We start from the raw sequence: 25,221 nt of genomic DNA, 5'->3' as shown, positions 1-25,221 counted from the left end.
TCGAGAGCGGCCGCACACGAGCGGCACAGAATTGAGAGTAACCGGCAGCCCGGACAAAACTCGACACCAACTGCGCGCCCGGGCGGGAACGCGCCTTCTCGGCGCTCGACCGTCATCGAACCTGGTCCGGATGGGCAGAAACAACACGAGCTGTCGGCGGGGCGCTGACGGCAGTTCTTGTCTGTGCGGCGCTGCATGCTGGATGTCATGAGCAACGAAGACGAAGAGGACCTCGCCCTCATCCAGAAGATCCGCGACAGGGGAGAGGACTGGATACCGGCCGACGAAGCGGAGGCATTGATGGATCAGTGGCTCGACGAAGCGGAACAGAGGGCGCAGTCAGACGACGCCTCACAGCCAGCCGGCGGCACCGGACGGCGTGCGCAGGCCGCGAGCGCGCCGGATCTGCCAACTCAGCCTGACCGCGACGGACTACACGAGGACTAGGTGTGCACTAGCCCAGTGATACACGGCCCGAGTTACGTCAGCGAGATCGTCGTTCACCGCTGGGAGACGCGTGTTGGCGAAGGCGCTGGTCAGTCGTGAGTCGGCAGCGGTTCGAGCAGCTCGGGACCGTTGTTCCTCACGTTGTTGACTGCCTTGGAGACGGCGAACATATCGAGACCGCCGTCAGCTGGTGGCGCCATGAGACCGCGGAGCTCGTCGACGTTGCGGTTGCGGGGATCGAGCCATGCGTCCCAGTGATCGGGAGCGATCGCCATGGGCATGCGGTCGTGGATCCGGCCGACGCTGTCGGTAGCAGTGGTGGTGACGATGGTGTACGTCGGCACGACTCGATTCGGGTCGTCGTGTGGCAGCGCCTTGTCGTACCAGACCTCGTACAGGCCGGCCAGCGGCAGCGTCGACCCGTCCGCGGGCCGAAGCGCGAACGGCTGCTTCAGCCTCCTCCCCGCCTTGCCCACCTGCTCCGTCTCGAGCCATTCGTAGAACGCGTCACAAGGGATCAACGCTCTTCGGGACTTGAAAGCGCTCCGGTACGCCGGCTTCTCGTGAACGGTCTCGGCACGGGCGTTGATCATCTTCGCCCCGGCGCCGAGGGTCTTTGCCCAGAAGGGCAAAAGGCCCCAGCGGAACGCCCTCAGCTCGCGCGCCGGATCGGCGTCGTCGCCGGCGTCCGGCAGGACGCGGGCGATGACCACCGGGTTGGTCTTGGTCGGAGTCACGTTGAAGTCCTGGCCGCGCAGCTCGTCAGCGTTGTTCTCGTCAACGGCGAAACGCTCGAGCAGATCGGCACGGCTGGCGACGGAGGCGTATCGACCACACATGCCGTCCAGCCTGCCACGCCGAGCCCGCCACGCATCGCCGTGCCGTCCAGTGGCCCGAGAGCAAGGCGGGGATGGTGTCGATCGTGTGCACGGCGCCGAGCGGGCGGGCCGAACCTTCCGAACCTGTCCATCCGGGTCTCTAGAGTGGGTTGGACCGTCGATTGCGCGGCACCACCAAGACCGACCGCCGTGAGCCAGGGCAAGAGGGGGATCAGCATCGATGTCCGGGGAATCCGACCCGATCCACGTCTACACACGGGTGGAGGCAATCGCCGACGGCGATCTAGTCGACGTGACCGAGGCTGCTCAAGAAGCAGGCTTCGCGGTGCCGGTTGCGCTGACTCGTGCAGCATGGGCCGACTGTGTCGAATGGGACCCGGAGGCAGCCGATCGCTCCCCGATGCAGGATGAGGCGACACGACTGTGGGATGTGCTCTGGATGACCCGCATGGCGGTACGCCAGATCAAGGACGACGCGGCGATGGCGCTCGTCCAGCTGTTCCGCGTACCGCCGGTCGACGGTGCGCACGAGGCGGTCGAGACGCATCTGTTCGCGCAGATGGGTCCGGGCGACGAGGCAGAGCCTGTACTCACGATCATGCTGCCCGAGGAGGCCTAGCGACGTACAGAGTGCCGCGGTGACTATCCGCCGCCGGCTCGCCCGACCAGACGAGCGGCACGCTGCGCCGCTCGATGAAGGAGGCGCTTCCGGACAATGACACTGCAGCCTGAGCGGACCTTCACCGCAGTACGTGCTGCGTTGCCGCCGCCCAACGTGTCCGCATTCGATGCCGAACTGCACACCATCACCCACACAGCCGCGGTCGACCTCACCGCGCTGGACGACTTCCTGGCCTCGTGGTGGCGGATGGCGGTCCGCGCCGCGGCCGATCCAGCGGACTGGCAGCTCATGCACGAAGAGGCCGACCAGCTCACCGCCGGCGCCCGGACGCCCGGTCCGCTGCTGGCTCAGGAACTGGCTCGCCGCAGAAACGAGCTGGAGATCTGACTCGAGGCGCACACGGTCGGTCTACTCGTCCCAGACGGCTACATCGCATTCAGCCAGCAGCGCTGCCTCAGCGTGGTAGTTCTTCAGCTCCTCGGGGTCGAGTGACATCCGGGCAACCGCGGCCGCGGCCGACCGGTCGAACAGGATGATCCGCAGGGCCTGGTCAAGATCCACGTCGCCGAGCTCGTCACGGGCCACGCGGGCGAGTTCCTCCCGAGTCGCGGTAGAGATCCTCACAGTCGTGTACACGTTTCAAGCATGCGCAATCGGCGGCGTACAGGGAAGCGCCAGTTCCGTGGCCCTCGGGCTGCCGCGCCCGTGGTCAAGTGCTACAGCTGTGGTCCGCGGACGCGAGAGTAGACGCATCGGCTCGACGGGTGTGTGAATCACTCGGCGCGCTCACGGGTGATCGAGATACGTGAATTGTGGAAGTGGTCCCAGTCGACGGACAGCTCGAACACCTGATGCTCCAGGAGGCGCTCGACGTCGGCCGTAGCGACGAAGTCACCGTCCTCGAGCAGGTTCAGGACCCCCGCTCGGACGGACTCGAGATCCCGGCCGGTCTGTCGGGCCAGCCGCTGCAGACTCGTCCGGATCGCGGTCATCGGTTCGCCGTGCGGGTCGAACAGATCGATGACGGCTTGAGCGGCCGGTTCGTGCAGTTCCTGCCATCGCTGGGCATCCTCGGTGCGGCGGTCGGCTTCGGACAAGGACAAGATCTCTGCGGGCAGGGGAGCGGCGTCGTTGAGGCGGATGAGCTGCTCGGTACCGCTGCCGATCTTGGTCAGAACGCCGGCCGCCAGCAGGAACCTGAGGAGATCGCGCAGCGTCCGGACCGGCTCGAGACCGAACTGCTGGCTCCAGCTGTCGACATCGGCGATGTGGTCGCGGCGAAGCTGGGCCTCCTCGGCCATGACCTCGGCCGCGGTGGTCGGTTCATCAGGGCCGGCTGCGAACGGAGTGGGATCGAATTGTTCGCGGAGCCGCCGCAGTCCCTCGTCGGTGTATTCGTCGAGCGGCTCCCACGCGGTGGAATCCCAACCGAGGTCCGGTGCCTTGGGTGTCGGCATCAGGTGCCGGCCGAGTTCGGCCTCGGTCAACGGGCCGAGCGAGACGAGGGGGCGGATGATTGCCAGGGCCCCGTCGGGGGCATAGCGAGACCAACCCAGGTCGAACCAGATCGTCGTGAACAGCGTCGCGCGCGCGCTCCGGCCGGCGTTCCCCTCTGCGGTGGTCATGTCCAGGAGTATGCCCGCCCAGCCAGGATGTTCGGCGTAGCCGGACCCGGAGTTCGTGGTGGCTGCGGGGTGAGTCATTGCGTGCAGGCGGCCCCTGCCCCATGGCGGTGCCGACGCCACCGATGGCAGAAGATGCGGTACTCGCTGGCAGGCCGTTGTCGAGAACGGGTAGATCTCAGATTCTGGGTGCTCTATCTGAGAGGTGCTCTGAGGCTGGTGGTGCCACTGGGGCCTGACGTTCCTGGCTCGGCACGGCGCCGATTGTCAAGCGATGGACCTCAGATTTAGCGGCACATCCGTCGGAGTCGCCGCCTGGCGCCAGGGGATCCTGGCCGCGCCAACGCGCAGAGTTTGCACGCTCCAGATCTCAGGATTTGAGCCGGCTCCGATTGCGCATCGTGACGTCAACGGGGGGTCGTTCCAGACAATCGATTTGGGTCCTTCCACCCGATGTCCCGACGCAGAGGGGCTGGCTGGGTGCGGACTCGGCGTCCGGACTGAGGAGAACGGTATGGAACGGAACCGCCAGGTCAGCAGCTGATGCCTCAGCTCCCCGGGCTGCTGTAACGCCGGATCATCCGGTTGAAGAAGGTCAGTCCGGTGGTGAAGATGAGGAGCCCGCCGCACGGAGAGACCTCCGCGATCCAAGTCGGTAGCGGCAGTTGGTCGGTGCGGTCGAGCAGCACGGTGGCAGGTAGATAAGCGATGAATGCCATAGGGAAGACGAAGGTGAGGGACAGGAACCCCCACCGGTTGAACATCGTTAGCGGATATCCGCTAAACCGGGTGACTGTGTCGTCGGCGAGGATCCGCAGCGACGTGGTGGACGTCATCCTAAAGGACATCCCGGCGAGGAAGGTCTGCAGACCGGCCTCCACCAAGCCGCCGCCGATCAGCCCGGCGATCATGAACGCGACCTTTCCTGGCGTCCACGACACAGAGGAATGTCCGGCGAAGATCGCCAGCGCGCCGAGACCAAGAAGTGCGTCGCCGAGTGCCATGAGTGGCGCGTAGCGGGTCACGACCTGTAGGAAGATCCCCGCCGGTCGAAGTAGGTAACGGTCGACGTCGCCTTGCTGGATGGTCTGGTCAATCGCGAACAACGCGCCGCACGGCACAACGTAGAAGGCGTGGGCAGCCAGCCGCAAGGCGAAGAGGAAGGCGATGTCGTTCAGTCGCCATCCGTGGATGACGTTGAACTTCGACAGCAGCACGCCGATGAATAGGAGTTGGGTGCCTTGAAAGGCTATGCCGCCGACGACGGTCGAGATGAAGCTCACGCGGAAGGACATCGCCGCACGCCAACTGGCTCGCAGCAGGATTCGGCTCGCATGGAGGTCCTCGCGGATTGCCGACCATGCCACGGCTGGCTTAGCCACCGAGCACCACAACCTTGTTGACTGCCCGCCGCCAGACGAATTGCAGGAACATGGCGAGCATCAGCACCCAGGCGAGCTGCACAGACAGGGTGCCGATCAGGTCGGTTCCGCGCCGTATCCCGAACCAGATCGACAGCGGCGCGTAGATCTGCGCTTGGAATGGAAGCCAGCTGATGATGGGCTGCAGCCAGCTGGGCATGAACCAGAGAGGGATCAACGCACCGGACAGGAACGCTGACCCGAAGCGGTAGAGGATCATGGCGCCGCCGTTATCCAGGGTCCAGAAGGCGGTCATCGATACCAGCAGGTTGACAGTCATTATGTTCGCTACACCGAGTGCCATCGATACGATCCACGCCACCAGATCTAGCGGTGTGCGCGGCGGTTTCACTCCTCCGAGTGCCAACCCGATGATTAGTCCGGCGAGACCGATTGGAAGGCGGCCAACCATCGTTCCCGCGGCTTGGGCCAGGTTCTGGCTGATCAGAGAGCGAGGTCGCATCATGTCCACGCCGATCTGGCCGCGCATAATCCGCATCGGCAGTGACGAGAACTGCCACGGCATGACAACGGACTGGATGCACGCGGCCAGTACGGCGTAAGCGACCGCGGTGGAGCCGCCGACTCCCGCCACTGTGTCGTGGCCCTCGTAGAGAACACGCCAGACGACGATGGTCAGGGTGGCCTGGATGACCATACCGATCACGCCGAACATGAGGTCGGAACGATAGGTGAGAACGGACTGGTATCCGGCCCGGTACAGGCCACGAAGCCCGAGCATCCGCGATCCTAGGGTGTCGACGGTCACTAGGAACTCGTTCCCCGAGTAGTGGAAGCCGACCGCTCGGTATACAGCTGCCGGATCACGTCTTCCAGGTCCGGTTCGAGTAGAGAGAGATCGGTGATCGGGTAGCGCGACGTCAGGTCATGGACAACCTTCGGCGCGGGCGTTGTCGTGGGGGTGAAGCGCAGCGTGGCCTTGAACCTGTCCGCGGAGATCACCTCCGCAAACGGCGACGAGATCGAGGTTGCGTTGAAGTCTGCGCAGTGAACGACGATGTCGCGACTGCTCACGTACTGGGCCTTGAGCACCTCAACGGAGCCCTCGTAGAGAACCCTGCCGTGGTCGATGATGATCACCCGACGGCAGAGTCGCTCGACATCGTCCATGTCGTGGGTCGTCAGGATGACCGTGGTGCCACTCGTGGCGTTGGCCTCGGCTACGAAGTCACGGATATTGCCTTTGGCAACGACATCGAGGCCGACTGTCGGCTCGTCCAGGTACAGGATCGGTGGGGCGTACAGCATGGCGGCAACTAGGTCCCCGCGCATTCGTTGGCCGAGCGACAGCGATCGCACTGGCGTGTCGATGAATTCGTCCAACTCGAGGAGATCAGTGAATGTCCCCAGGCGGGTCCGATAGGTCGCGGGATCCATGGTGTAGAGGTCGCGAATGATCTCGAAGGAGTTGCGCAACGGGAGGTCGTACCAGAGTTGGGTTCGCTGCCCGAAGACCGCGCCGATCGTGCGCGCATTGCGGCGTCGGTCACGCCAGGGCACGTGACCGGCGACAGTGACGCTGCCCGACGTCGGCACCAGGATGCCGGTGAGCATCTTGAGGGTGGTGGATTTCCCCGCGCCGTTCGGGCCGAGGAATCCGATGAGCTCGCCTTCGTCGATGCGGAAGCTGATTCCGTCAACTGCTCTGGTAGTCGTCCGTGCCCGGGTAAACAGCGACCTTGTGCCAGCGAAACGCCCCGGACGGACATCGGGGCGAGAGAACTCCTTCGTTAGTTCTGATACCTCCACAATAGTCGGCATTTATGGTCTTGCCTCCCACTGGCATCTGACTTTGCGCACCTGTGGCGCGTCGGGTTCTTTCACGCGTACATCAACTTCCGCTGACGGCCGGCCCGCCAGATCGATCAGGAGCCCGAGATCCGCCGCGACACCGCAGCTCGCAAGGAATGGTCGGACGCGTCGGAAACCAATGGTGGCGCCGGATATCCCCCGTGGTGGTCACGGACCTCCCGCTCCATCATGGCCCGTACCCGCGCGGCAGCCTCGTCCGCTGATGGAGACTCCTGGTCACCCCAGACCCAGCCCTGCATCAATGGCCGAACGTCGAACTGCAGCGCCTCGAAGATCGCCCCGGCGTACGCATCGACCAGTTCGCCGCCGTTGGCGAACCGCGAGAAGAACTGCCCGTTCCGCACGATCTCGTTGACACAGAGGCGATCCATCGAGAGTCGGCGATCGTCACGCCGATAGGCGAGAGCACGCTCGAGGAACATGGTGCTCGAGAAGTCGGCAAGGAGGTAGACCCCTTGCGGGTTCACGCCGGTGTCCTTGAACTTGATGTCGAAGTTGAACAGACCCTGACCCATTAGCGCCGTCCAGTGTCTGACGTGGGTGGACACCCATCCGGCGGCGAGATGTGTCTCCTCGACTCGCCTTCCGCCAAGATGGTCTTCGGCGTGATCTCCTCCCGGGGCGACGAACATCGCGAGTCGACGAGACACGACCCCGTGGCTGCCGACGCGGGCCGACGGGGGAACGAGGCCGCCGCCGCGAGCGAGTACGTCCTCGATGCATTGGTCGGTGAACTCGTCCGACAAGTACTCGCTCGCGGGGTTCGTGAAGATTCGTTTGACGACCGACGTCTCCAAGATCCGGACACGGTGCTGCCAGCCGACCACGAGTTCTGGCCCGCTTCTGTCTTCGGCCACCTCCGCGACTGAGTCCCGCAACGTGTTCGCGACCCATTGACGCGCCGTGTTCTGATCGGACAGCCCGAGCTCGATCAACTGGTCATCGGCGAGCGGAACCGCGGACCGGAGCCGGCCGAGAATCCGCGCCGGAGTGCTCGACGGTGTCGTCGGTTTCGAAGGCGCAAGTTCCTGAGCCAACCGGTGGAGTGCAGAGTTGACGAGTACTTGGCGGATGAGCTGTCGGCTTGCATCGTCCAGATCGGCGGACGCCAGGTCGAGCTCTTCGAGACTGCGATACCTCTTGCCGGCGTCGGCTAGATAGGTCAGCTCCTCCGTGACGTCCGCATAGATCGAGCGGGCAGCCGCACTTAGTGATCCGGACAGCCGCAGCGCCGCCCGGACTGGACGATCCGAGTCACCTTCCAGCGCGCGCAGGAGATCAGTGGCGTAGTCGATGCATGTTGCCGGCTCGGGCGAGACGGCAACGGCGCCGCGCCGACCGACATCGAGATGCAGTGCGAAAGCATCGGCTGCGCGAAGGAGGTCGTCTCTAGATCTCGAGTCCCACCGCAGGTTGACCGATCCCGCGAGCGGACTGGGATTCCGCCAGTGGATTGCCCCTGTAGACACCGCGTCGGACCGCCGCCACGTTGCCCGGACCTCGTCATCCACCGCTCGTTCGAGGCAAAACGATCGCTTCCCGACCAGCGCGGCGAGGTGGGTGTTCGTCCCTGTCGCTGTTCCGATTGTCGCTTCGACCATCGGTGACGCCAGCAGCGCCGCGAAGCCGCTCAGCGACACGGCATCCGGCGTCGCACGCAGGATGGTGGACACTCGGTGTTCCGCCGCGAAGCGCCGCCCGAGCTCGGCGATGATGCTCCGATTCTGGGTGTCACCGGAGACGAGCGCACTTCCGATCAAGAAATGGTGCGTAGGGAACTTCTGCAGAAGGGTGCGAATCAAATACTCGTGCTGTCCGATATCGAGATCCCACGCTACTTCTTTGGGAATCGACGTGCGCCTTGTAACTGGATTGGAGGAAGTCGGATTGTAGATGATGACGGGCCGACCGTGGACGATGTCGGCAAAATGCCGAGTGGTCGTTTCGATCTCGCCGATCCGAGGCCTGATCCGTGCCGGACGTGGAGATGGAAGACCGATGTCAAGGATCTGTTCGCGGGCGCGGTCGAACGCGTTGATGGCGGTCGCAACGCCGCGTTTGAATACCGTTCCGTATCTGGCATACAACCATCCGCTGTCCCATGAGTACAGGGCTCGTGAGAAGCGCGGATCCACAGCGGAAGGAGGGAAGGCCGAGGGCACGATAACGAGGTCGTAGTGCTGCGCGGCAGTGGCTGAGAGCGCCCGTGGGGCGTAAATTGCAGAAAAGAGCCCTGTGTCCTCTACGAGTGTCTTGTAGGAGGGGTCTGAATACAGATCAGTCGGGGCGATTGACGCCGCGAAGGCACCCCAGGGAAGAGCTCTTAGGAAATCTCCAAGATACCAGCGGTCTGGATCGTGGATAACGGCGACCCGCGCAATCTGGTTGCGAAGACACTCGAATTCAAGCACACTTGGCGGGGCGGCGGTATGCATGGTCGTTACGATACCAATGACCGGCGCAGGTGTGCCAGCCCTGATTTTTCGAGGGTGCCATCGTTGGACAAAAAGGGCGACACTCGTTGGACAAAAAGGGGCGACGTTTGAAGATCAGTGCAAGCATCATGACGCATCCTCGCCGGCTCGAGCGAGCTGAGGGCCTGGCCGCGCAGCTGGCGACGCTGAGTCCAACCGTCGCCGTGGATCCGGCGCCGGATGGTGTGCCGTCGGCGCTGCGGGCGGCCGCGGTTGCGTGGGGCGCCGCGGGCGACGAGGGGTATCACCTTGTCGTTCAAGATGACGTGACCATCTGTGCAGACTTCGAGTCGCGGTTGCGCGCCCTGTCCGACAGTGACTGCGACGTCGTCAGCCTGTTCGCCGACTGGGGATCGAGCAACGGGCAGGCGGTGCGACTTGCGGCGATGCACGGCTACGGCGTTGCGCCGATCTTCCAGCCCTCCGTCCCACCCCAGGCCATGCTGATGCGAGCCGGCAGTGCGCAGACGTTCGCCCAGCACTGCGTCGAAGCAGTCGAACGTGGTGAGACGCGGGATTCGAAGTTGCTGTGGGAGTTCTGCCGATCTCGCGATCTCGCCGTCGGTATCTGCGTTCCGAATCTTGTGCAGCACGATCTGACTCATGAGCCGAGCTTGTGGCCTGGCAAGGTCGAGCGGGGTCCGATCCGCTCAGCTCTGTTCGCCGACGATCTCGAGCACTGGCCCCCTATGATGTCGGGCGCCGACACCTCCATCGACCTGCTGCCCTACATAGGCTGGCAGGCGGAGGCGAGGGTAACGACTCAGGCGCGCCTGGATGAGCCGACCGAGGAAACGGCTGCTCTCGACTGGCTTACGGCGCGTGGCTGGGAGGGGCGGGACCTGGTGAACGAGTTCGAGCGCATCTGGCGCGCAACCTGGCCCGTCGACCCAATCATCACCCGTCCGATCATGTACCAGGTGTTCCTCGCCTGGGCAGCCGTCACCGTACGGTTCTCGGCCGCGGCAGAGACTCCGAGAGCGGCACTGGCGACTGTCGCCCCGGGCGCTCTGCGCAACAGCATCGATCTCGACCGCGTGCCCGAGTTGATGGACGGCGCAGCGGTGTTCCTTGAGAGCGTCGTGTCGAGCGAGCTTCTGCGGAGCCGGCGTTGACATCCGCACCTCATTCCGTCCGTGGGCCGGAAGGCCGGCGCTTTGCCGAGGAGTCGGTCGCACGGCACATCGAGGACTCGGCGGCAACGGTGGCCACGCTGTCCGGACACGGTCGGACTCTGCTCGACTGGGCCGATCGTCTCGGGGCATGTTTCGCGAACAACGGACGTCTTCTGGTGGCGGGCAACGGCGGCTCTGCCGCCGAAGCTCAGCACCTGACCGCGGAACTGGTGGGCAGGTTCGACGGCGACCGGCCGCCGTTCTCCGCTATTCCGCTGCATGCGGACACCTCGGCCCTGACGGCGATCGGGAACGACTTCGGTTACGAGCAGACATTCGAGCGGCAGGTGCACGCGCACGCACGTAGCGGAGACGTGTTGATCCTGCTGACGACGAGCGGCAGGAGCGCGAACTTGATTCGGGCAGTGCGAGCGGCCTCGGTGCTCAAGGTACAGACACTGGCGATGACCGGAGCGGCTCCCAACTCGCTCGCGAGTGCCGTCGAGAGCGCTATCTGCGTCGCAGGTCCCCGACCCCAGGTCCAGGAGGGTCATCTCGTCCTGATCCACGCGTTGTGCAAGGCGCTCGAGCCAACTCTGAGGGAGATCGCACCGGCGGGTGAGGCATGATCCGTAGACCAATTCGGCTGACGGTGATTGGGGATACCTTTCTCGATGTCGATATCGTCGGCCTGACCCGCGACGTGGGTCCCTCCGCCCCTCCGGTGATCGATGTCAGTCGGCGGCTGAGCCGTGCGGGCGGAGCTGGTCTTGTTGCGTCGATGCTGCAGCTCGACGGCCACGAGGTCACTCTCCTGACGGCGGTCAACGACGATCAGAGCTCATCGTCGGTCGTCGCACATCTTGAGGGTGTGAACGTCGTCGCGGCCGAGCTCCCAGGTCGAACTCCGGTGAAGACCCGACTATTCGAAGGATCCGAGGTCATCGGCCGTTTCGACGAACATTGTGATCAGCCGGCCGTTCCGGTCTTCAGCAGGCCGGACCTGAGTTGCCTCGACGACGCGGACGCGATCGTGGTCTCCGACTATGCGCGTGGCGTCGCCGCATCACCCGTCATCAGGGCGCGCCTGGATCGACTTGCCGGTTCACGGCCAATTGTTTGGGACCCACATGCGCGTGGCGCTCGTCCGACCAGGAACGTCACCCTGGTCACTCCGAACGCGGACGAGGCTCGTCGACTGTCAGGGATCAGCGGGACCGACCTGAGCAGCTCGATCGATGCCGCCGACCGCCTACGTCGGGAGTGGGCTCCCGCCGCCGTAGCGGTCACTCTTGGCCACGATGGGGCAATCGTCTCCAGCAGCAACCGCCATTGCCTTTTCGTTCCGTCGCCTCGTCAGGTGATCGGAGACACGTGTGGCGCCGGCGATCGCCTGACGGCCTCCGTCGCGGCCCGGCTTGCGGCGGGCGCGGACCTGCCGGCAGCCGTTCTTGGCGCTGTTGACGACGCAGGCGAGTTCCTGGCCGGTGGCGGAGTCGCCTCGATGAGCGGTGAGCCGCCGGATCGACACACTTCGGCGTCGGACTGGAGACCGGCAGTCGAGCGGGTGCGGACAAAGGGCGGCACCGTCGTCGCTGCCGGTGGCTGCTTCGACCTCATCCACCCCGGGCATCTGCGGACACTCCGCTCCGCTCGACAGTTGGGAGACTGCCTGATCGTGCTGGTCAACTCAGATGCTTCGATCCGCAGATTGAAAGGCGCTGGTCGGCCAATCGTGCCGCAGGCCGATCGAGCGGAGGTGCTGCTTGCTCTCGAATATGTCGATGCCGTGGTCGTCTTCGACGAGTCCGAGCCCAGCCGGACGCTCCGAGATATCCGTCCGGATGTCTGGGTCAAGGGCGCGGACTACCTCGACAAGCAACTACCCGAGGAGTCCGTGCTCGATGAGTGGCACGGTCGTACAGTCACGGTCCCGCTGGTCCCGCATCGATCCACTTCAGCACTCGTCGCGAGACTCGAGAGCGCCTGACCTACGGTGGATATCGTCGGCATCTTTCCTCTGTACCTTCCCTGGCGTCGGGCGGGCGCAGAGGTCATGGCACACGCGTTGCTTCGCGGGCTCGCCAGCCGCGGCCATTCGATCCAGGTTCTAGTGGTTCCTGAGATCAGGAGCGACGCGTCCCTGCCGTTCGAAGAAGTCCCCCTCGACGGGATCCAGATCAAGGTTTGCACCATTGGAGAGCTTCCGGCGTTGCTTGACAGATCGCGATCGATCGACGTGATCATCGGTCAACTCGGAGCCAGCCCAATAGCCGCAGAGCTGGCCAGGTCCTACCGATCCAAGTACGTCGAGGTGGTGCACGCGGACGACCCCAGAACCTACCGGAACTTGATCTCCTGCCGGCCGGACCTGACCATATTCAATACACGATTGCTGCGCGACTTCTTCCTGGCTCATTGCGGTCGATCCGAGGTTCTTCACCCACCCGTCAGCCCGGAGATTCATCGAACACATAAAGGAAGTCACGTCACCCTGGTGAATCTTCGCGAAGACAAGGGGGTCGGAGTCTTCCGCTCGGTGGCCGAACAGCTCCCGGACATCCCGTTCCTGGGAGTGGTCGGCGGGTACGGCGTCCAGGAGCAGGACTTTCCCGAGAATGTCACCATTCAGCAGCACACGCAGGACATGCGGTCGGATGTGTGGTCACGCACCCGGATACTGATGATGCCTTCAAAGGCGGAGTCCTACGGCATGGTGGCACTTGAAGCAGCTGCGTCGGGGATTCCAGTCATAGCAAGCATGCTGGCCGGCATCCGGGAGGCGATGGGGCCGTCCGCTATCTACCTTCATCGGAAGGAGATCGATGCGTGGCGGAGCCATATCAAACGGCTGACAGAGGACTCTGAACACGAGCGCGAGCTCTCCAGGACATCGTCCGCCCGATCGGAACGTGTCTACCGCAAGCACCTCCTCGAGCTGGCGCAGGCGATGCACGCGATCGAGTCTCTCGCCTGAATCGGGCCGAATTGTTCGTTATCGCACGTTTCTTTATAAAGGGTTAGGTGCCTAGCGGACGTTTCGCCTGTTCGTTCCCACTGAAGGGAGCAGCTAATGCGGAGTTACGGCGACAACTGAATGCGAACGCTTGTTCTGTTCGACCGCGACGGCACTCTGGTGGAAGACGTGCCGTACAACGGCGACGCGGAGCGGGTGGTCCCGATGCCGACTGCGCGGGCCGCGCTGGACCAGTTGCGCGCAGCCGGGATCCTGGTTGGCGTCGCAACGAACCAGTCCGGTATCAGCCGCGGGCTGGTCACAGCCGCACAGGTTGACGCGGTGAATGCGCGGGTGGAGCTTCTGCTTGGTCCGTTCGACGTTTGGCAGGTGTGCCCGCATGCGCCTGAGGACGGTTGCCGCTGCCGCAAGCCGCGGCCTGGGATGGTGCTGGCGGCCTGTGCCGCGGTCGGGGTCGCCCCGCGCGGCTGCGTATTGGTCGGTGATCGGTCGACCGATGTCGAGGCGGCGACAGCCGCCGGCGGCACCGGCATCCTGGTCGCCGGACCGACGAGCGGGATCGGGGCCGCCGGATTGGTCTGTGCTGGTCTCTCCGAGGCAGCGGATCTCGTGCTCGGAGGATGCAGATGACCCATCTCGTCGTTGGTCAGAGATGTTCTGCTGGATGTCGACGCCGCCGGCCCCGGGTGGAACTGATGGATGGCTTCAACCTCGGGTCAGTGCAGGCGAGGGCCATCGGCGGGTCCGACGACTCGCCGCATCGAACGATGGTCAGAGCCGTGTCCCGACGCTGGAGCTGCCGATGGGGGTGATAGGCCCGCGAACGTCAGTCTGACGCACCTGATGGGGTTGCTCAACTGTTGCTCCGCTCGTCCAGACAGGCGGCACAAGAGGAGGTGGGGGGTGTTCGTCGACACCAGCCCACCCTCCTCTTAGCAGCCGAGCAACGGCCGCGTCCGTTGTGCCGACGGAGGCCCCCAATTCACGAAATCTGACAGGGGTCTGGGATCACTGCCGGAGTCAGCCGGAACGATCCGCCGGCGACGCACGCTGCGGACTGGCGGCCGACCGTGACAGGCGAAGTGATCACGGGTGATTGTCTGGTGCTGTGACGATGAGACCGCACGTCCAGCACACATACCGAGGTGAACCGGGTGCGTTGGCGTAGGGCGGCAGGGCGTCAGGACGATAGATCCGGTGTTCCTGATCCGGTGGGCTGAGTAGGTGATAGACGAAGCGGGGAGGTCGCCGTCCGCCGGGGAACAGCATGACCAGTGGTCGCCGCGGGCGATTTTCCGGGTCGAACAGGGCAGGCTGCTCGCTGGTTCCTGGAAGATCCTCTCCGGGCGGTGCAACCGGGGCGTCTGGTGCCTCAGGTACCGGTTCTTCTGCCGGCAGGAGGTGCGGGGGGAACTCCAGACCCGTCGGCGACAGCGTGATGTCTGTCAGCGGCGCTGTGACTCTGGATCGGCCGCGGGGCTCGAGCGACCCGGACCCGTCCTGGGACGTGTACAGCGGATCTTGGACAAGGCTGACATGTTCGGTTGGAAGGTCGATCGTCCAGCCACGGAGGCCCTCGGCGAGGACCACTCCTGGAACGTCGGTCGTCGGGTGCCAGAGCCACACGTCGACGATGCCGGCTGCCGCGTAGTCCTGGTGCCGGCGGCGCCAGGCCTCGTCGGTCAGCCGCTGCTGCTGCACCTCGATCGCCACGGTCTCGCCCGTGGCAAGCCGGACCTGGACGTCACTGCGCCGGCGCCGCTGTGGTGTCCAGCGCTCGACCGCCACGTCTTGTACCTCTGGACGTGCCGTTGCCCAGGCCGCGATGAGCAGCTTGGTGTTGTAGTGCCACATCGTCTCGGGGCCATGACCGCCTGACGGTCCATGACCCCGCTTGTGCGCGAAGTGCGGCCGCACAAGACCACCGATCTTGCCCCGGAAGATGACCGGGACCTCGGCTGGCTCGGCCAGGTCCCAGCCGTGGTAGCACAACAGGCACACGACCTCGATTCGCCCGGTTGAACGCAACTCCTGCCAGTACTCGATCGACTCGTCGTCGACCCGCACTTCCTTGCCAGTGCGTGGATCGAGACCGGGCACCGCCAACTGTTTCGACACTCTCGTTTCCCTTCGGCGCGAGCGTGCGCACGCCGGCAGGCTGGGAGAGCGTCTCAGCTCGTCGCTGCCGCCGCCATGCGCGCATGGGTGAACGGCCCCGACGAGAAGATCGCGAAGGCTAGGAAGAAGTCGTTGAGTGAGAGAGAGCCGCGGAGAAATTTGTGTGTGTGCAGTGTCGGCGCAGAAGGCCAGAGAGTCAGGAAATTACGCGGCAGGCATTTTGAAATGTGAAAAAGTGTCATTATGTGATGGTCGGGGACCAGCAACTAGCGTACCTGCCTCCTATCTCCGTCCGCAGCTCGAACCTGCCGGACAAGTGGCCGGCGGCGCGGTCCCGAGGCTGATGTTTGAGAGCCCGCGCGTCATTCCCGTCCGGCCTCTACGACCACACCTACATTCGTCTGATGGCTGTGATGAACATGATGAGTGCGGTCGAGACGAACTATCCCGACGTCCGGCATGTTGAAGTACTTCCGAAGTTGCGGGCTTCGGACAGCAAAGTGGTGACGCCCGGGTTCGCCGTTGAGATCCACGGACCTCGAGTGCCGGCGATGCGGGTGTTCTTCCAGGATCTCGAACCGGCCCTGGCATTCGGCCGGGCTGCCCGGATGGCTTGCGGCGACGTCAACGGTTACGGCGTGCTGAAGGCGCTCCGGGTGACGGAATGGAACGAGACGACCAGGTCCGACGCCACGACGCTCTACACGACCGGCGGCAACCTCGACCGACGTCCCGACGAGCACGCGGCGCTCAGGCGCTGGCTGGACGGCGTCAGCGTGGAGTCATCACACTTCCGTCCACCCACGGTATAGCGAGCAGGTTGGCCAGCCGGCGCCTGCTCGCAGGCGGCGAGATGGTCCTGGCGCGGAATGCGGCAGGATGGCTTCATGACCAACCGCCCGCACGTGATCTTGTCCGTTGCGGCCTCGGTCGACGGCTACATCGACGACAACAACCCTGAACGTCTGTATCTGTCGAACGAGGCGGACTTCGACAGGGTCGACGAGGTCCGGGCGGGCGTCGACGCGGTCCTAATCGGCGCGAACACCGTCCGGCGGGACAACCCGAAGCTCCGCATTCGCTCGCAAGAGCGGCGCGACCGCCGGCTGGCGGCCGGCCTGCCTGAGCTGCCGCTCAAGGTAACCATCAGTAGTAAGGGCGATCTGGATCCTGACTCGAACTTCTTCGTCGCCGAGGACGTCGAGAAGCTCGTGTACGTGCCAACCTCGGCACAGCCGACCGCGAACGATCGACTGGGGGGAGTAGCGACGGTCGTCGCTGCCGGCGATCCGCTCGACCTGAACGCCGTGCTGGCCGACCTGGCAGCCCGCCAGGTACAGCGCCTGATGGTTGAGGGCGGAGGGCACATCCACACCCAGTTCCTCACGGCCGAGCTCGTCGACGAGATCCACCTGGCCGTCGCGCCCTTCTTCGTCGGCGACTCCATGGCTCCGCGGCTTGTCGTCGACGGACAGTTTCCTCAGGACTTCCGCCATCGGATGCACCTGGCCGACGTACGCCAGATCGGAGACATCGCCCTCCTGCGGTATCTCCTCACCGAGGCAACCGATGCCTGACACACCTGACACCACTGACCGTGCAGACCCTGCTGCGACGGATCGAGCCTGGCTCGAGGCCGCGATCGAACTGTCGAGGCAGTGCCCGCCGTCCACGACGGCGTTCTCGGTGGGGGCAATCATCGTGTCGGCCGCGGGCGATGTCATCGCGACCGGCTACTCACGCGAAGGCGATCCCCATGATCACGCCGAGGAGACCGCCTTGGCCAAGGCCGAGCGAGACCCGCGCCTGGCGTCGAGCACGATCTACAGCAGCCTGGAGCCGTGCAGCAAGCGATCGTCGCACCCGCGGACCTGCACTCAACTCATCCTCGCTGCCCGTATCCCGCGGGTGGTGTTCGCCTGGCGCGAGCCGAGCATCTTCGTCGACTGTGAAGGTGCCGAGCTGCTGCGCGCGGCCGGCTGCGAAGTCCTGGAGATACCCGAAGTCGCCCCCGCGGTTCGGGCGATCAACGCCCACCTGCTGCAAGAACCGGGCGCTTACTGATCGAGGACCTTGAGGTGGTCGGCGAACAGTGCCGTGAGGCTCTCGAGCACCGCGCGCCCTTTGGCGGCCGTGGCCAGGGACGGGCTTCCGATGATGCCGGTGTCGGTGTAGCCGCGAAGTCCTGTCACCAGCAGTTCTGGGCGATGACGGGCTTCGTGGTCCGCGGTCCGGTAGGAGTCGCGTACGAGGTCGGGGTAGGCGTGGAGCATGATGGACGTTTCGATTTCGCCGCCGTGCATGTCGCCGCTCCAGGTGCTCTCCAGGCCGGCGCTGGTTCTGGCGGCGATCCAGTCGTTGGCCTGCGGGTACAGAACGACTCGTGGGCCGGACACGTTGGCTTCTTGGGTCACGTTCGTGAGGACGTGGTTTCCGCCGTGGCCGTTGACGATCACGAGACGATCGACGCCGGAGCGAGCCAGCGAGGTGCGGATGTCGTTAATCATCGTCATCACGGTCGACGCGCTGATGCTGACAGTTCCGGCGAAGCCCTCATGCTCGTGGGAGCACGAGATCGTGACCGGAGGGAGGAGACGCAGATCGTAGGTCTCAGCGATGCCCTGTGCGATCAGGCAGGCGACGACTGTGTCCGTGATCAATGGCAAGTGGTCGCCGTGCTGCTCGAAGCTGCCGACAGGTAGCACCGCGATCGCCGCCTTCCTGGCGTCCTCGTCGGTCGAGGTGGCTGTGGTCAGCAGGTGCACGAACATCTCCCTCAGTCTTGCGCACGGCAGCCAGTCTTGCGCACGGCAGCGCTTATCGCAGGGCGGCCAGTTGTCGCTGGAACTGCTTGGCTTGGTCTGCGGCGCCGATCGAGGTCAGCAGGCCGGGGACGCGGGCAAGCTGGCCGGCGATACGCCGGGACTGGGTGCTGGCAGCGATGGACAACGATTGCTGAGCAACCGCAACGGCATTGTCGGGCTCCTCGCTGACAGCGTATGCGACGGCCAGACGGGACAGGCAAAGACCGAGGTCGCGGCGGAACTCTGGCTGCCACACGGTGAGTCCTTGGTGCAGGGTGGTGATCGCGTCGGCGGGCCGCTCGAGCTCGACCCAGCAGTTGGCTGCTTCCATTTCGATGTAGCTCGGTGTGCAGTAGCGGGCGATGTCGTTCTCATCCTCCGGTGGCTGGTTCGCGAGCTCGTAGGCCTGCTGCAGTGCCCGCGCGCAGCCGGTAGCGTCCCCGCTGATCGCGTAGGCCTGCGCCTCCTGCCGGTACGCCACCGCACGGACCTGCGGCGAGAGCGCTGAGCCGTTGAGAAGAGCCTGCTTGGCGAAGCCGAGCGCGAGCTTCGGCTTGTTGGCGTCGCTGGCGATGCTGCTCTTGCGCATCTGGATGTAGGAGGTCAGATGCGAGTCTTCGGCCTCCTGCGCGTAGTCGAGGGCAGCGTTCGACCAGCGCATTGCCTCGCGCAGGTTGCCGGCGTCCTGGTTGACCCAGCCGGCAAATTCGGCGAAGCGAGCCGCGACGTACAGAAGGTCCGTGTGGCCTTGCCCGCGGCTTTTCCCGACCAGGTCCTCAATGAATTCGACCTGATGCGGAACCACTGGAACCAGGGAACGCGACCCGGCCAGATTGTCGGTGGCGGCGTACTGCTGCAGCGTGAGCAGGAGCGAGTCAGCCACGCTCGGCCCGGCCGCCACCAGCTGAGCTGGAATGCGCAGGTCCACAGGAAGTTGCGCCGGACCATCTGCCAGTGGTCGCTCTGACGTCTCACCGGAAGCGGGGGGAGAAATATCGCCGGGATTCCCACTGGGATTCACACTGGGCATCTCGAACCAGAGCACGTCGGGCGGGATCCGCAGGACGCGCGCGTAGTGCTCGAGCTTGTCCAACTCCCGGACACGGTTGCGGCCGGACTCGAGACGGCTCAGCTGGCTCTGAGTGACACCGATCCAGTTGCTGACCACGGCCTGAGGCAGCGGCCGATGTCCGTGTGCCGGATGTGCCCGGTACGCGTAGAGCAACGCGCCCATGTCTCTGCGCGCGGCCGCCTCGTGGATCTGCGGCGACTGCCAGAAGTCGGCAGGCATCACAGGTGCCCCAGGCGCAGTTGCGCGACGGCTGCGCAGGCACGGCCGGCACAGAGAAGCCGGGTTGTTGCGTGCCAGCACCGCGCCGCAACTCGCGCAGCTACGTTGGGCCATTTTGGCGGCCATCCAGTCTCTCCAGCTCCCCGAAACCGCGGTACCTCAAGTGCAGCGTATCCGAATCATCACGAAGAGTATGCGCGTCGCGCATAAAAGTCATGCGGCAAGAGGGCAAATACCGCGTACGGATCTCCCTACGGTGATAGCTCATCAACCGATTCGGGCAGCAAACGAAACGAGGTGGCACGCAGTGATCCCCAGCATGTGGGCGCTCGTCATCGCCACTGTGGTGATCTTCGTTGTCATGGTTTGCAATATCGCGAAGGACGTGCGCGGCCGATGACCACCATTCTGGAAATGCAGCAACCCGCCAAGTGCCGGGTCCGTGTCTGGTTCGGTGAGCATGTCATCGCGGACTACACCTCGGACCCCGAAGAGGCCTCTGATTACTACGCCGCTATGACTCGGCGGTTCGCCGGCCTTCGAGTGACGATCGAGCCGGTTGGAGAGTTGGTCGACGCGGTGGCGGATGACGATGCCTCCGACTCGTGAACGGCCAGCTTCGGCGCGGCTGGTGGTCAAGGCTCTGGGAGCGCCTCGTTGCCAGCTTTCGACGGTGGATGGACGAGGACCGGTGACCGACTTCACCCGGCCGCTGCTACTCGGCTACGCCCGGCGGGACCTGTACCTGTCGAGCCGGCACGTCCAGCGGGTCAAGCAGGAGTTCGCCGACCTTGCCAAGTTGGAGGGCCACACCATGGGCACGGTGTACGTCGAGGACCCGGACACGTCCCCGGCCGCGTTCGATGCCCTGGTGGAGTCCGTGAACCGTTACGAGATCACCACCGTCCTGTTGCCGGAGTGGCGGCACCTTGCGCTGGTCGGCGACCCGATGGTGGTGAAGCAGAGGTTCGAGCGAGCCACGGGGGCCCGCTTCCTGCTCTCCGACGCCACATGAGCTGGCGGGACCGATGGTGAGGCGTCCTCACCGCCTCAGGTGCAGCGGATCACCTGCACCGTTCCAGGCCACATCACCGGCCCCGTCTCCAATGGTCTGTGACCGAGCCTTCCCCTCCCCTGTGGAGGGCTCGGCCACAGATCCCACCGTCCGGCTGGCGCGGGACGCGAAAGCGAGTCCGTCCTGCGCCAGCCGTCCCATCGCGCCTGGTACGTGACCGTTCATTGCGAGAGATTGCGAATCAATGGGCGACCGCCATGATGCCGCGACGGACAGGGAACCGTGATCGGAGTGATCCACGAGCATCCTCGGGCGGCACAGATCGCCTCGCGAAAACCCCCGGGCACGACGGAGCCGAGGACCAGCCACCGCATCGAACGAATCCTTCCCCGGATCGGCTCCCGCCGGTCCCGAACATCCGAACCGGCGTGGAGACCCTGTGACCCTTGGCCTGCAGACCCAACCTCGAACCAGGCTGAGGGTACGGCGGGCGAGACCGCTGTCGGGCACAGTCCGGGGCGAGGGGTCGGAGAATGCTGTGTCGCTGCTGCTCGCCGCGGCCGCGGTGCGGCGTCGGTTGCTCGGCGCCGAGATCACCGGAGACGAACGATGACCGCACGTGTCCTGGATCAGGTCATCGCGACGACCGACTTCCACTCCAGCCTGGACCAGGCGCGGAGCCTGCTGAGCCACCTCCATGCCCACCGTGCCCGCTCGCTCGTGCTCGACTGTGGCGACTTCTTCGAAGGCAACCCCTACTACCTTCTGGGTGCCGGCGCGGTCGAGCGGCAGCTGCTGCTGTCGGCCTATGACGTGATTGCCCCCGGCAACCACGGCTGGACTCAATACTTCGAACCGAACCTATGGGCCCTCGCCGTGTGCACCAACGTGGTCGATGCCGCCAGCGGCCACTTCCTGTTCCATCAGATCCGCACTGTCCAGATGGGGAACCGCGCCGTTGGCATCACCGCGGTACTCAGCCAGCAGGACTTTGCTGCGATTCCCTGGGCCGAACGTGCTGAGCACCGCGTCATCGCTCCGGCCGAAGCGCTCCGGCGGCTTCGCGCACGCCATCCCCGCATCGGCGACTGGATCGTGCTGTCGCACGCCGGCTTTGCCGACGACCTGCAGTTGGCTGCCGACTGCCCCTTCCTGACGGTCATCTTCGCCGGGCACGGCGACAGTGACCCGTATGGGCCGGCCCAGGTCGGAACCACCGTGATCGTGAAAGGCGCCGAACGTGGCCGGGGATATGCGTGCGCCGAGCCAACACTGAACGGCTGGACCGCTCGGGTGCACACGACCCAGACCGCGGCACCCGCACCACACGGCTTCGCGCCGATCGTCGACCAGATCGCCGAGCTCCGTACCAAGCTGATTGGCCCACGAGCGATGCCGTCGTGCCTCGACGCCAGGATCGAGACGTCGAACGTGCCGAACTCGCCCAGGCCGCTGCCGTATGGCCGCACACCCGGGCCGGCGCGCCGACAGTGATCCATCAACGAACCAGCCTGCGCCGCCGAACTGCGCGACGTTCTGCATCTGAACAGACTCGTCTACGCCCGCCTCGTTTCGCGTGGCTCGACGCCGGCCGAGAGCATGCCTGGGGCCAGGTCCACGTCGACGATCCATGTTGCCTCGCAGGTCAACGAGGCGGCCGACAGCCGTCGCGTGCTGGCTGTTCACTGCCGAGCGCCAGCCCCTGGAACGGGCGGCCTGAATTGCGTCTGGCCTGAATTGAGGGCGGCTGTTATCGTTCGAGTGTGGACATCCGAATTGAGCTCGACAACTTCCTCGGCGAAAGGCGCCTGCTCGTCGACGCCATCACTCGAGAATTCCGCGCCGGCACCCCAGCCAAGGCGGTCGCACGGGCTGTCGCGCCCGCGTTCAGCCGCGACCAGGTGACCCAGTACCTCGCTGCAGTCGCGCTGCAGGACTCCGCGCGCAAGGCGCTCCGAGAGGCCGGAATCACGTGGGCTGACGTGTCCGTCACGGGGATCGACGCACCCCGGGAAGCTCGCCTGAGAATCGCTGCCAACCCGACCGAGAACCCTGACTTCACAAGCCTGCCCGCCCAAATCCGTGCCGCCCTGCGCGACTTCCACATTGGTCTCGACCTACCTCAAGGTGAACACGACGACATCACCGACGAACTCGTCGACGACCTGCTCCTCAACGACGAACCCGCTCGACTGGTCAAGCTCAAGCCTCGTTCCTGACACCTCCCGGCCCCCCGCAACGTCGTGTGCGGCCGCCAGGCGGGAGCTGGCGAGAGCTCTCGCACAGGATGTGATCGACGATCAGAATCACTCGTCGAGTCGGGTGCTGTCAGGCTGACAGATCGTCATCATCCGTCATAGCATGTTTGTGAGTGATGATGGCTATTGATGATTGGTGGACGTGTGATGCCCGGAGAGATCGCGTTGGTCGTGAACGTCAGCACGCGGTGGCCTGAGGTGCGTCGAGGTGACGCAACAGTTGAAGAGGTCGTCCTGGGGGACTGGAACCTTGGCGCCCGCAACATCGACCCAGCCAGTGTCTCGGTCATCATTGCCAGCTACCGCAAACGAGTCGTCGCCATGTTCGAGGTCGCAGATCCAAACGAGGTCGACGGGTACCCCGAACCCCGAATTCGGTTCGCGCCCGGGCGGCGGCACCGACAGTTCGAGGGATCGCCGTCGCCCTACCTGTGGCAACGGGGAGAGCTGTTTCCCGTGGTTGCCATGGGCATCGACGAGATCCCCGACGAACTCAGGCCCCGCTCGACCGACCAGCGCGTCGACCTGGCCGGATTCTCACTGATCGTCCACGAGGACGGAAACGCGACGGTTCTCGCTCCCGTAGAGGCCACCGTCAGCGTCCGGACATGCCTTCGTGACGCTCTCAAGACGTCCACCACGGCGAATCTCGACCTGTCGAAACTGCTCCAGGACGTCGGCGGCTACAAACTGGTTGTCATGGACTAGGAGCCTGGTGCCCGCCTCAAGTCCGCGCGGTGCTGCAGGATGCGATGTCCGGCCGTTCAGTTGCGATCTCAGCTGAGCGATGTCGGGGTGCGTGCCAGTTCCGAGACTGTCGACCCGACCTGCGCCGACCGTGGAAACGGGTTCTCGTTCACCCACTCACGGAGTTGGTCGACCTTCGGCCTCGGCTTCCAGTCGCTTTGCCCGCACGTACATCTCCAGATGATGCGGGTCGACCCAGTACCGGCCAGCGGCGTCGCGGATTGCGGGCAGCAGGCCATCTCGGGCAAGACCGTAGATCCGTGAGCGGCTCTTCCCTAGCCGTTCAGCCACCGCGCCCGTCGACAGCCGTCCCTCCCACGGCGGCCAGTTCGATGGCGGCATCGTTTCAGCCAACCGCTGAACATCCGCGCGGAACACCGGCCGCCGTGATCCTGACCAAGCGTCGAGCTTGCCCGCGGTGATGAGCTCACGGACTTGGCGGACCGATCTCCCCAAGATCTCGGCGGCCTCCGCAAGTGGGATCCGTTCGCCGCGGTTGCGAAGCTCTTCCACGTCTCCCCGGCGTAGCTGATCGAAGGTGTGAGACTTGCCATAGGTGGGGAGGCGGCGCTTGGCCATCAGCCGGTAAACAGTTGCGCGGTCGGTGCCGAGAATCTCCGCGGCCGTCTGCGCTGAGATCCGTTCGTCCCTTTGATCATCGCGAGCCGGCGAACGTCCAGGGGTATCGCAACCAGGCACTCAAGCAACCTTCCGCAACATGCCGCGAGTGAACTCTGGCCTGGCCGAGGTCGACGTGGCGTAGCTCGCGAGGCCGCTACGGAGCCACACAGCGTCCGACGATGCCGATCGGCGAGGCATACCGGGCCGTGCCAGCAGTGCCGGACGGCCAAGTGCTGACGAACGTCGTGGCCAGAGCCTCTCCGCGGAATGCACGAGACCCCAGCGAGAGTCGTTCTCGATGCCAGCCCGAAGTCTGGGGGTCATGGGCCCGATGGTGCCATGCATCGGCGACAGTTCGTCGCAGCCCGGACCCGCGTACGCCCTCCGGCCTGGACGATCGGTGCGGACTGCATCGGGGGCCGATCACTGAAGTTGATGGGCGCGACAGTGAGGAGGCCGGAGGACGCCGGATGTCCGTCCCTGCCGTCGGCAACGCCGTGACCCGCGTTGCGGCGCCGTCGGAGCTGCGAGGCGTCCCGGCTGGAGACCACCAGGGACAGACGAAGGCTGCATGCTTGTGGTCATGAACAGCGACGATGAACAAGATCTGGCGGCCGTCGAAGCGCTCCGTGCCCGTGGACCAGCGTGGATCTCCGCAGAGGAAGCCGACGTGCGGATGGACCACATCGAGACCGCCGTGCAGAAGACGAGTGCCGAGGATGCCGAGGATTTGGCCGCGGCGGCAGAGTGGGACGCGCTGAAGGCCTCCGGCCAATCTGTCACCGTGACTCACGAGGAGGCGCGTCGCCGGCTCGGACTCAGTTGAGCTGAGCCGTCCTGTGTCCGGAGGTACTGGTGCTAGGACAGAGCTATAGGACAGCTACACGCATGCTAGGCATCTGACATGCAGATGCTAGGGGAGCGATAGCGGTGCGGCCACTGTTCTGATCAGTTGTCGAGATGCAGCGAAGATGAGCCAATGCTGCTGGATAGCTGAGCTAGCTGTGCCGTTCGGCC

28 protein-coding genes are annotated in these 25,221 nt (G+C 64.9%); 17 read left to right on the top strand and 11 right to left on the bottom strand.

Annotated features, from left to right (window positions below; genetic code table 11):
• Positions 1–207 precede the first annotated feature (207 nt).
• A complete protein-coding gene (locus tag ACFV9C_RS41560) occupies positions 208–447 on the top strand; it encodes a hypothetical protein (RefSeq protein WP_380202985.1) in 240 nt (79 codons plus the stop codon).
• 89 nt (positions 448–536) lie between these two features.
• Here ACFV9C_RS41560 and ACFV9C_RS41555 read toward each other — a convergent pair whose 3' ends face one another.
• Positions 537–1,286, bottom strand: a complete 750-nt coding sequence (locus ACFV9C_RS41555; protein ID WP_380202983.1) for an SOS response-associated peptidase — start codon at positions 1,284–1,286, stop codon at positions 537–539.
• 220 nt (positions 1,287–1,506) lie between these two features.
• Here ACFV9C_RS41555 and ACFV9C_RS41550 point away from each other — a divergent pair, with 220 nt between their 5' ends.
• Both ACFV9C_RS41550 and ACFV9C_RS41545 read left to right on the top strand, forming a co-directional pair.
• Positions 1,507–1,905 (top strand): DUF6573 family protein, encoded by a 399-nt coding sequence (locus ACFV9C_RS41550; protein ID WP_380202981.1) that lies wholly within the window; start codon positions 1,507–1,509, stop codon positions 1,903–1,905.
• Positions 1,906–2,001: 96 nt separating this feature from the next.
• The gene (locus ACFV9C_RS41545; protein WP_380202979.1) at positions 2,002–2,295 is read left to right on the top strand and encodes a DUF6247 family protein; all 294 of its coding nucleotides are present in this window, start codon (positions 2,002–2,004) and stop codon (positions 2,293–2,295) included.
• A gap of 21 nt (positions 2,296–2,316) precedes the next feature.
• On the opposite strand, the gene ACFV9C_RS41540 is transcribed toward ACFV9C_RS41545, so the two are convergent.
• From ACFV9C_RS41540 to ACFV9C_RS41515, 6 genes are all read right to left on the bottom strand, one after another.
• On the bottom strand, positions 2,317–2,544 hold the full coding sequence (locus ACFV9C_RS41540; protein ID WP_380202977.1) for a hypothetical protein: 228 nt from the start codon (positions 2,542–2,544) through the stop codon (positions 2,317–2,319).
• 137 nt (positions 2,545–2,681) lie between these two features.
• Complete coding sequence (locus tag ACFV9C_RS41535) at positions 2,682–3,533, bottom strand: DUF6042 family protein (RefSeq protein ID WP_380202975.1); 852 nt, start codon at positions 3,531–3,533, stop codon at positions 2,682–2,684.
• 545 nt (positions 3,534–4,078) lie between these two features.
• Entirely contained in the window at positions 4,079–4,912 is an 834-nt protein-coding gene (locus tag ACFV9C_RS41530) for an ABC transporter permease (RefSeq protein ID WP_380202973.1), read from the bottom strand.
• Complete coding sequence (locus tag ACFV9C_RS41525) at positions 4,905–5,720, bottom strand: ABC transporter permease (RefSeq protein ID WP_380202971.1); 816 nt, start codon at positions 5,718–5,720, stop codon at positions 4,905–4,907. Before ACFV9C_RS41525 ends, ACFV9C_RS41530 begins: the two co-directional genes overlap by 8 nt.
• Positions 5,720–6,733: an ATP-binding cassette domain-containing protein gene (locus ACFV9C_RS41520; protein ID WP_380202969.1), complete on the bottom strand. Its 1,014-nt coding sequence runs from the start codon at positions 6,731–6,733 to the stop codon at positions 5,720–5,722. The genes ACFV9C_RS41525 and ACFV9C_RS41520 overlap by 1 nt, the downstream gene beginning before the upstream one ends.
• Before the next feature lie 104 nt (positions 6,734–6,837).
• Positions 6,838–9,219, bottom strand: coding sequence for a hypothetical protein (locus ACFV9C_RS41515; protein WP_380202967.1), 2,382 nt, complete (start codon positions 9,217–9,219; stop codon positions 6,838–6,840).
• A 107-nt stretch (positions 9,220–9,326) separates the two neighbouring features.
• Here ACFV9C_RS41515 and ACFV9C_RS41510 point away from each other — a divergent pair, with 107 nt between their 5' ends.
• The 5 genes from ACFV9C_RS41510 (at position 9,327) to ACFV9C_RS41490 (ending at position 13,980) form a co-directional block, all read left to right on the top strand.
• Positions 9,327–10,373 carry a hypothetical protein gene (locus tag ACFV9C_RS41510; protein ID WP_380202965.1) on the top strand — a complete coding sequence of 349 codons (1,047 nt, stop codon included), beginning with the start codon at positions 9,327–9,329 and terminating at the stop codon, positions 10,371–10,373.
• On the top strand, positions 10,370–11,002 hold the full coding sequence (locus ACFV9C_RS41505) for an SIS domain-containing protein (RefSeq protein ID WP_380202963.1): 633 nt from the start codon (positions 10,370–10,372) through the stop codon (positions 11,000–11,002). Before ACFV9C_RS41510 ends, ACFV9C_RS41505 begins: the two co-directional genes overlap by 4 nt.
• Entirely contained in the window at positions 10,999–12,363 is a 1,365-nt protein-coding gene (locus ACFV9C_RS41500; RefSeq protein WP_380202961.1) for a PfkB family carbohydrate kinase, read from the top strand. The genes ACFV9C_RS41505 and ACFV9C_RS41500 overlap by 4 nt, the downstream gene beginning before the upstream one ends.
• 6 nt (positions 12,364–12,369) lie before the next feature.
• The gene (locus ACFV9C_RS41495) at positions 12,370–13,350 is read left to right on the top strand and encodes a glycosyltransferase family 4 protein (RefSeq protein ID WP_380202959.1); all 981 of its coding nucleotides are present in this window, start codon (positions 12,370–12,372) and stop codon (positions 13,348–13,350) included.
• A gap of 120 nt (positions 13,351–13,470) precedes the next feature.
• Complete coding sequence (locus tag ACFV9C_RS41490) at positions 13,471–13,980, top strand: D-glycero-alpha-D-manno-heptose-1,7-bisphosphate 7-phosphatase (RefSeq protein ID WP_380202957.1); 510 nt, start codon at positions 13,471–13,473, stop codon at positions 13,978–13,980.
• Between the two features lie 456 nt (positions 13,981–14,436).
• Here the strand turns inward: ACFV9C_RS41490 and ACFV9C_RS41485 are convergent, their stop codons facing one another.
• Positions 14,437–15,468, bottom strand: a complete 1,032-nt coding sequence (locus ACFV9C_RS41485) for a competence protein CoiA family protein (protein WP_380202955.1) — start codon at positions 15,466–15,468, stop codon at positions 14,437–14,439.
• 404 nt (positions 15,469–15,872) lie between these two features.
• On the opposite strand from ACFV9C_RS41485, the gene ACFV9C_RS41480 reads away from it, so the two are divergent.
• From ACFV9C_RS41480 to ACFV9C_RS41470, 3 genes are all read left to right on the top strand, one after another.
• Positions 15,873–16,280 (top strand): hypothetical protein, encoded by a 408-nt coding sequence (locus ACFV9C_RS41480; RefSeq protein WP_380202953.1) that lies wholly within the window; start codon positions 15,873–15,875, stop codon positions 16,278–16,280.
• Between the two features lie 75 nt (positions 16,281–16,355).
• Positions 16,356–17,045 (top strand): RibD family protein, encoded by a 690-nt coding sequence (locus ACFV9C_RS41475; RefSeq protein ID WP_380202951.1) that lies wholly within the window; start codon positions 16,356–16,358, stop codon positions 17,043–17,045.
• Positions 17,038–17,532: a deaminase gene (locus ACFV9C_RS41470; RefSeq protein WP_380202949.1), complete on the top strand. Its 495-nt coding sequence runs from the start codon at positions 17,038–17,040 to the stop codon at positions 17,530–17,532. The genes ACFV9C_RS41475 and ACFV9C_RS41470 overlap by 8 nt, the downstream gene beginning before the upstream one ends.
• Here ACFV9C_RS41470 and ACFV9C_RS41465 read toward each other — a convergent pair.
• Positions 17,526–18,239 (bottom strand): creatininase family protein, encoded by a 714-nt coding sequence (locus ACFV9C_RS41465; protein WP_380202947.1) that lies wholly within the window; start codon positions 18,237–18,239, stop codon positions 17,526–17,528. The two genes, ACFV9C_RS41470 and ACFV9C_RS41465, sit on opposite strands and share 7 nt — an antisense overlap.
• Before the next feature lie 46 nt (positions 18,240–18,285).
• Entirely contained in the window at positions 18,286–19,563 is a 1,278-nt protein-coding gene (locus tag ACFV9C_RS41460) for a hypothetical protein (protein ID WP_380202945.1), read from the bottom strand.
• Between the two features lie 396 nt (positions 19,564–19,959).
• Here ACFV9C_RS41460 and ACFV9C_RS41455 point away from each other — a divergent pair, with 396 nt between their 5' ends.
• The 5 genes from ACFV9C_RS41455 to ACFV9C_RS41435 all read left to right on the top strand — a co-directional run bounded on the left by ACFV9C_RS41455 (position 19,960) and on the right by ACFV9C_RS41435 (position 23,544).
• Positions 19,960–20,172 (top strand): hypothetical protein, encoded by a 213-nt coding sequence (locus ACFV9C_RS41455; RefSeq protein WP_380202943.1) that lies wholly within the window; start codon positions 19,960–19,962, stop codon positions 20,170–20,172.
• An 82-nt stretch (positions 20,173–20,254) separates the two neighbouring features.
• Positions 20,255–20,578: a hypothetical protein gene (locus tag ACFV9C_RS41450; RefSeq protein WP_380202941.1), complete on the top strand. Its 324-nt coding sequence runs from the start codon at positions 20,255–20,257 to the stop codon at positions 20,576–20,578.
• A gap of 609 nt (positions 20,579–21,187) precedes the next feature.
• On the top strand, positions 21,188–22,072 hold the full coding sequence (locus ACFV9C_RS41445) for a metallophosphoesterase (protein ID WP_380202939.1): 885 nt from the start codon (positions 21,188–21,190) through the stop codon (positions 22,070–22,072).
• A 269-nt stretch (positions 22,073–22,341) separates the two neighbouring features.
• Positions 22,342–22,797, top strand: a complete 456-nt coding sequence (locus ACFV9C_RS41440) for a hypothetical protein (protein WP_380202937.1) — start codon at positions 22,342–22,344, stop codon at positions 22,795–22,797.
• Positions 22,798–22,983: 186 nt separating this feature from the next.
• The gene (locus ACFV9C_RS41435) at positions 22,984–23,544 is read left to right on the top strand and encodes a hypothetical protein (RefSeq protein ID WP_380202935.1); all 561 of its coding nucleotides are present in this window, start codon (positions 22,984–22,986) and stop codon (positions 23,542–23,544) included.
• A 156-nt stretch (positions 23,545–23,700) separates the two neighbouring features.
• Here ACFV9C_RS41435 and ACFV9C_RS41430 read toward each other — a convergent pair whose 3' ends face one another.
• On the bottom strand, positions 23,701–24,282 hold the full coding sequence (locus ACFV9C_RS41430) for a hypothetical protein (RefSeq protein ID WP_380202933.1): 582 nt from the start codon (positions 24,280–24,282) through the stop codon (positions 23,701–23,703).
• A gap of 505 nt (positions 24,283–24,787) precedes the next feature.
• Between ACFV9C_RS41430 and ACFV9C_RS41425 the strand changes: the two genes are divergently transcribed.
• Positions 24,788–25,030: a type II toxin-antitoxin system prevent-host-death family antitoxin gene (locus ACFV9C_RS41425; RefSeq protein WP_380202931.1), complete on the top strand. Its 243-nt coding sequence runs from the start codon at positions 24,788–24,790 to the stop codon at positions 25,028–25,030.
• Positions 25,031–25,221 lie beyond the last annotated feature (191 nt).

It is taken from the genome of Kribbella sp. NPDC059898, from assembly GCF_042730855.1.
GTDB lineage: Bacteria > Actinomycetota > Actinomycetes > Propionibacteriales > Kribbellaceae > Kribbella.
Note: the sequence above shows the minus strand (reverse complement) of the source record. Positions and strands in the feature narration are given on the sequence as shown.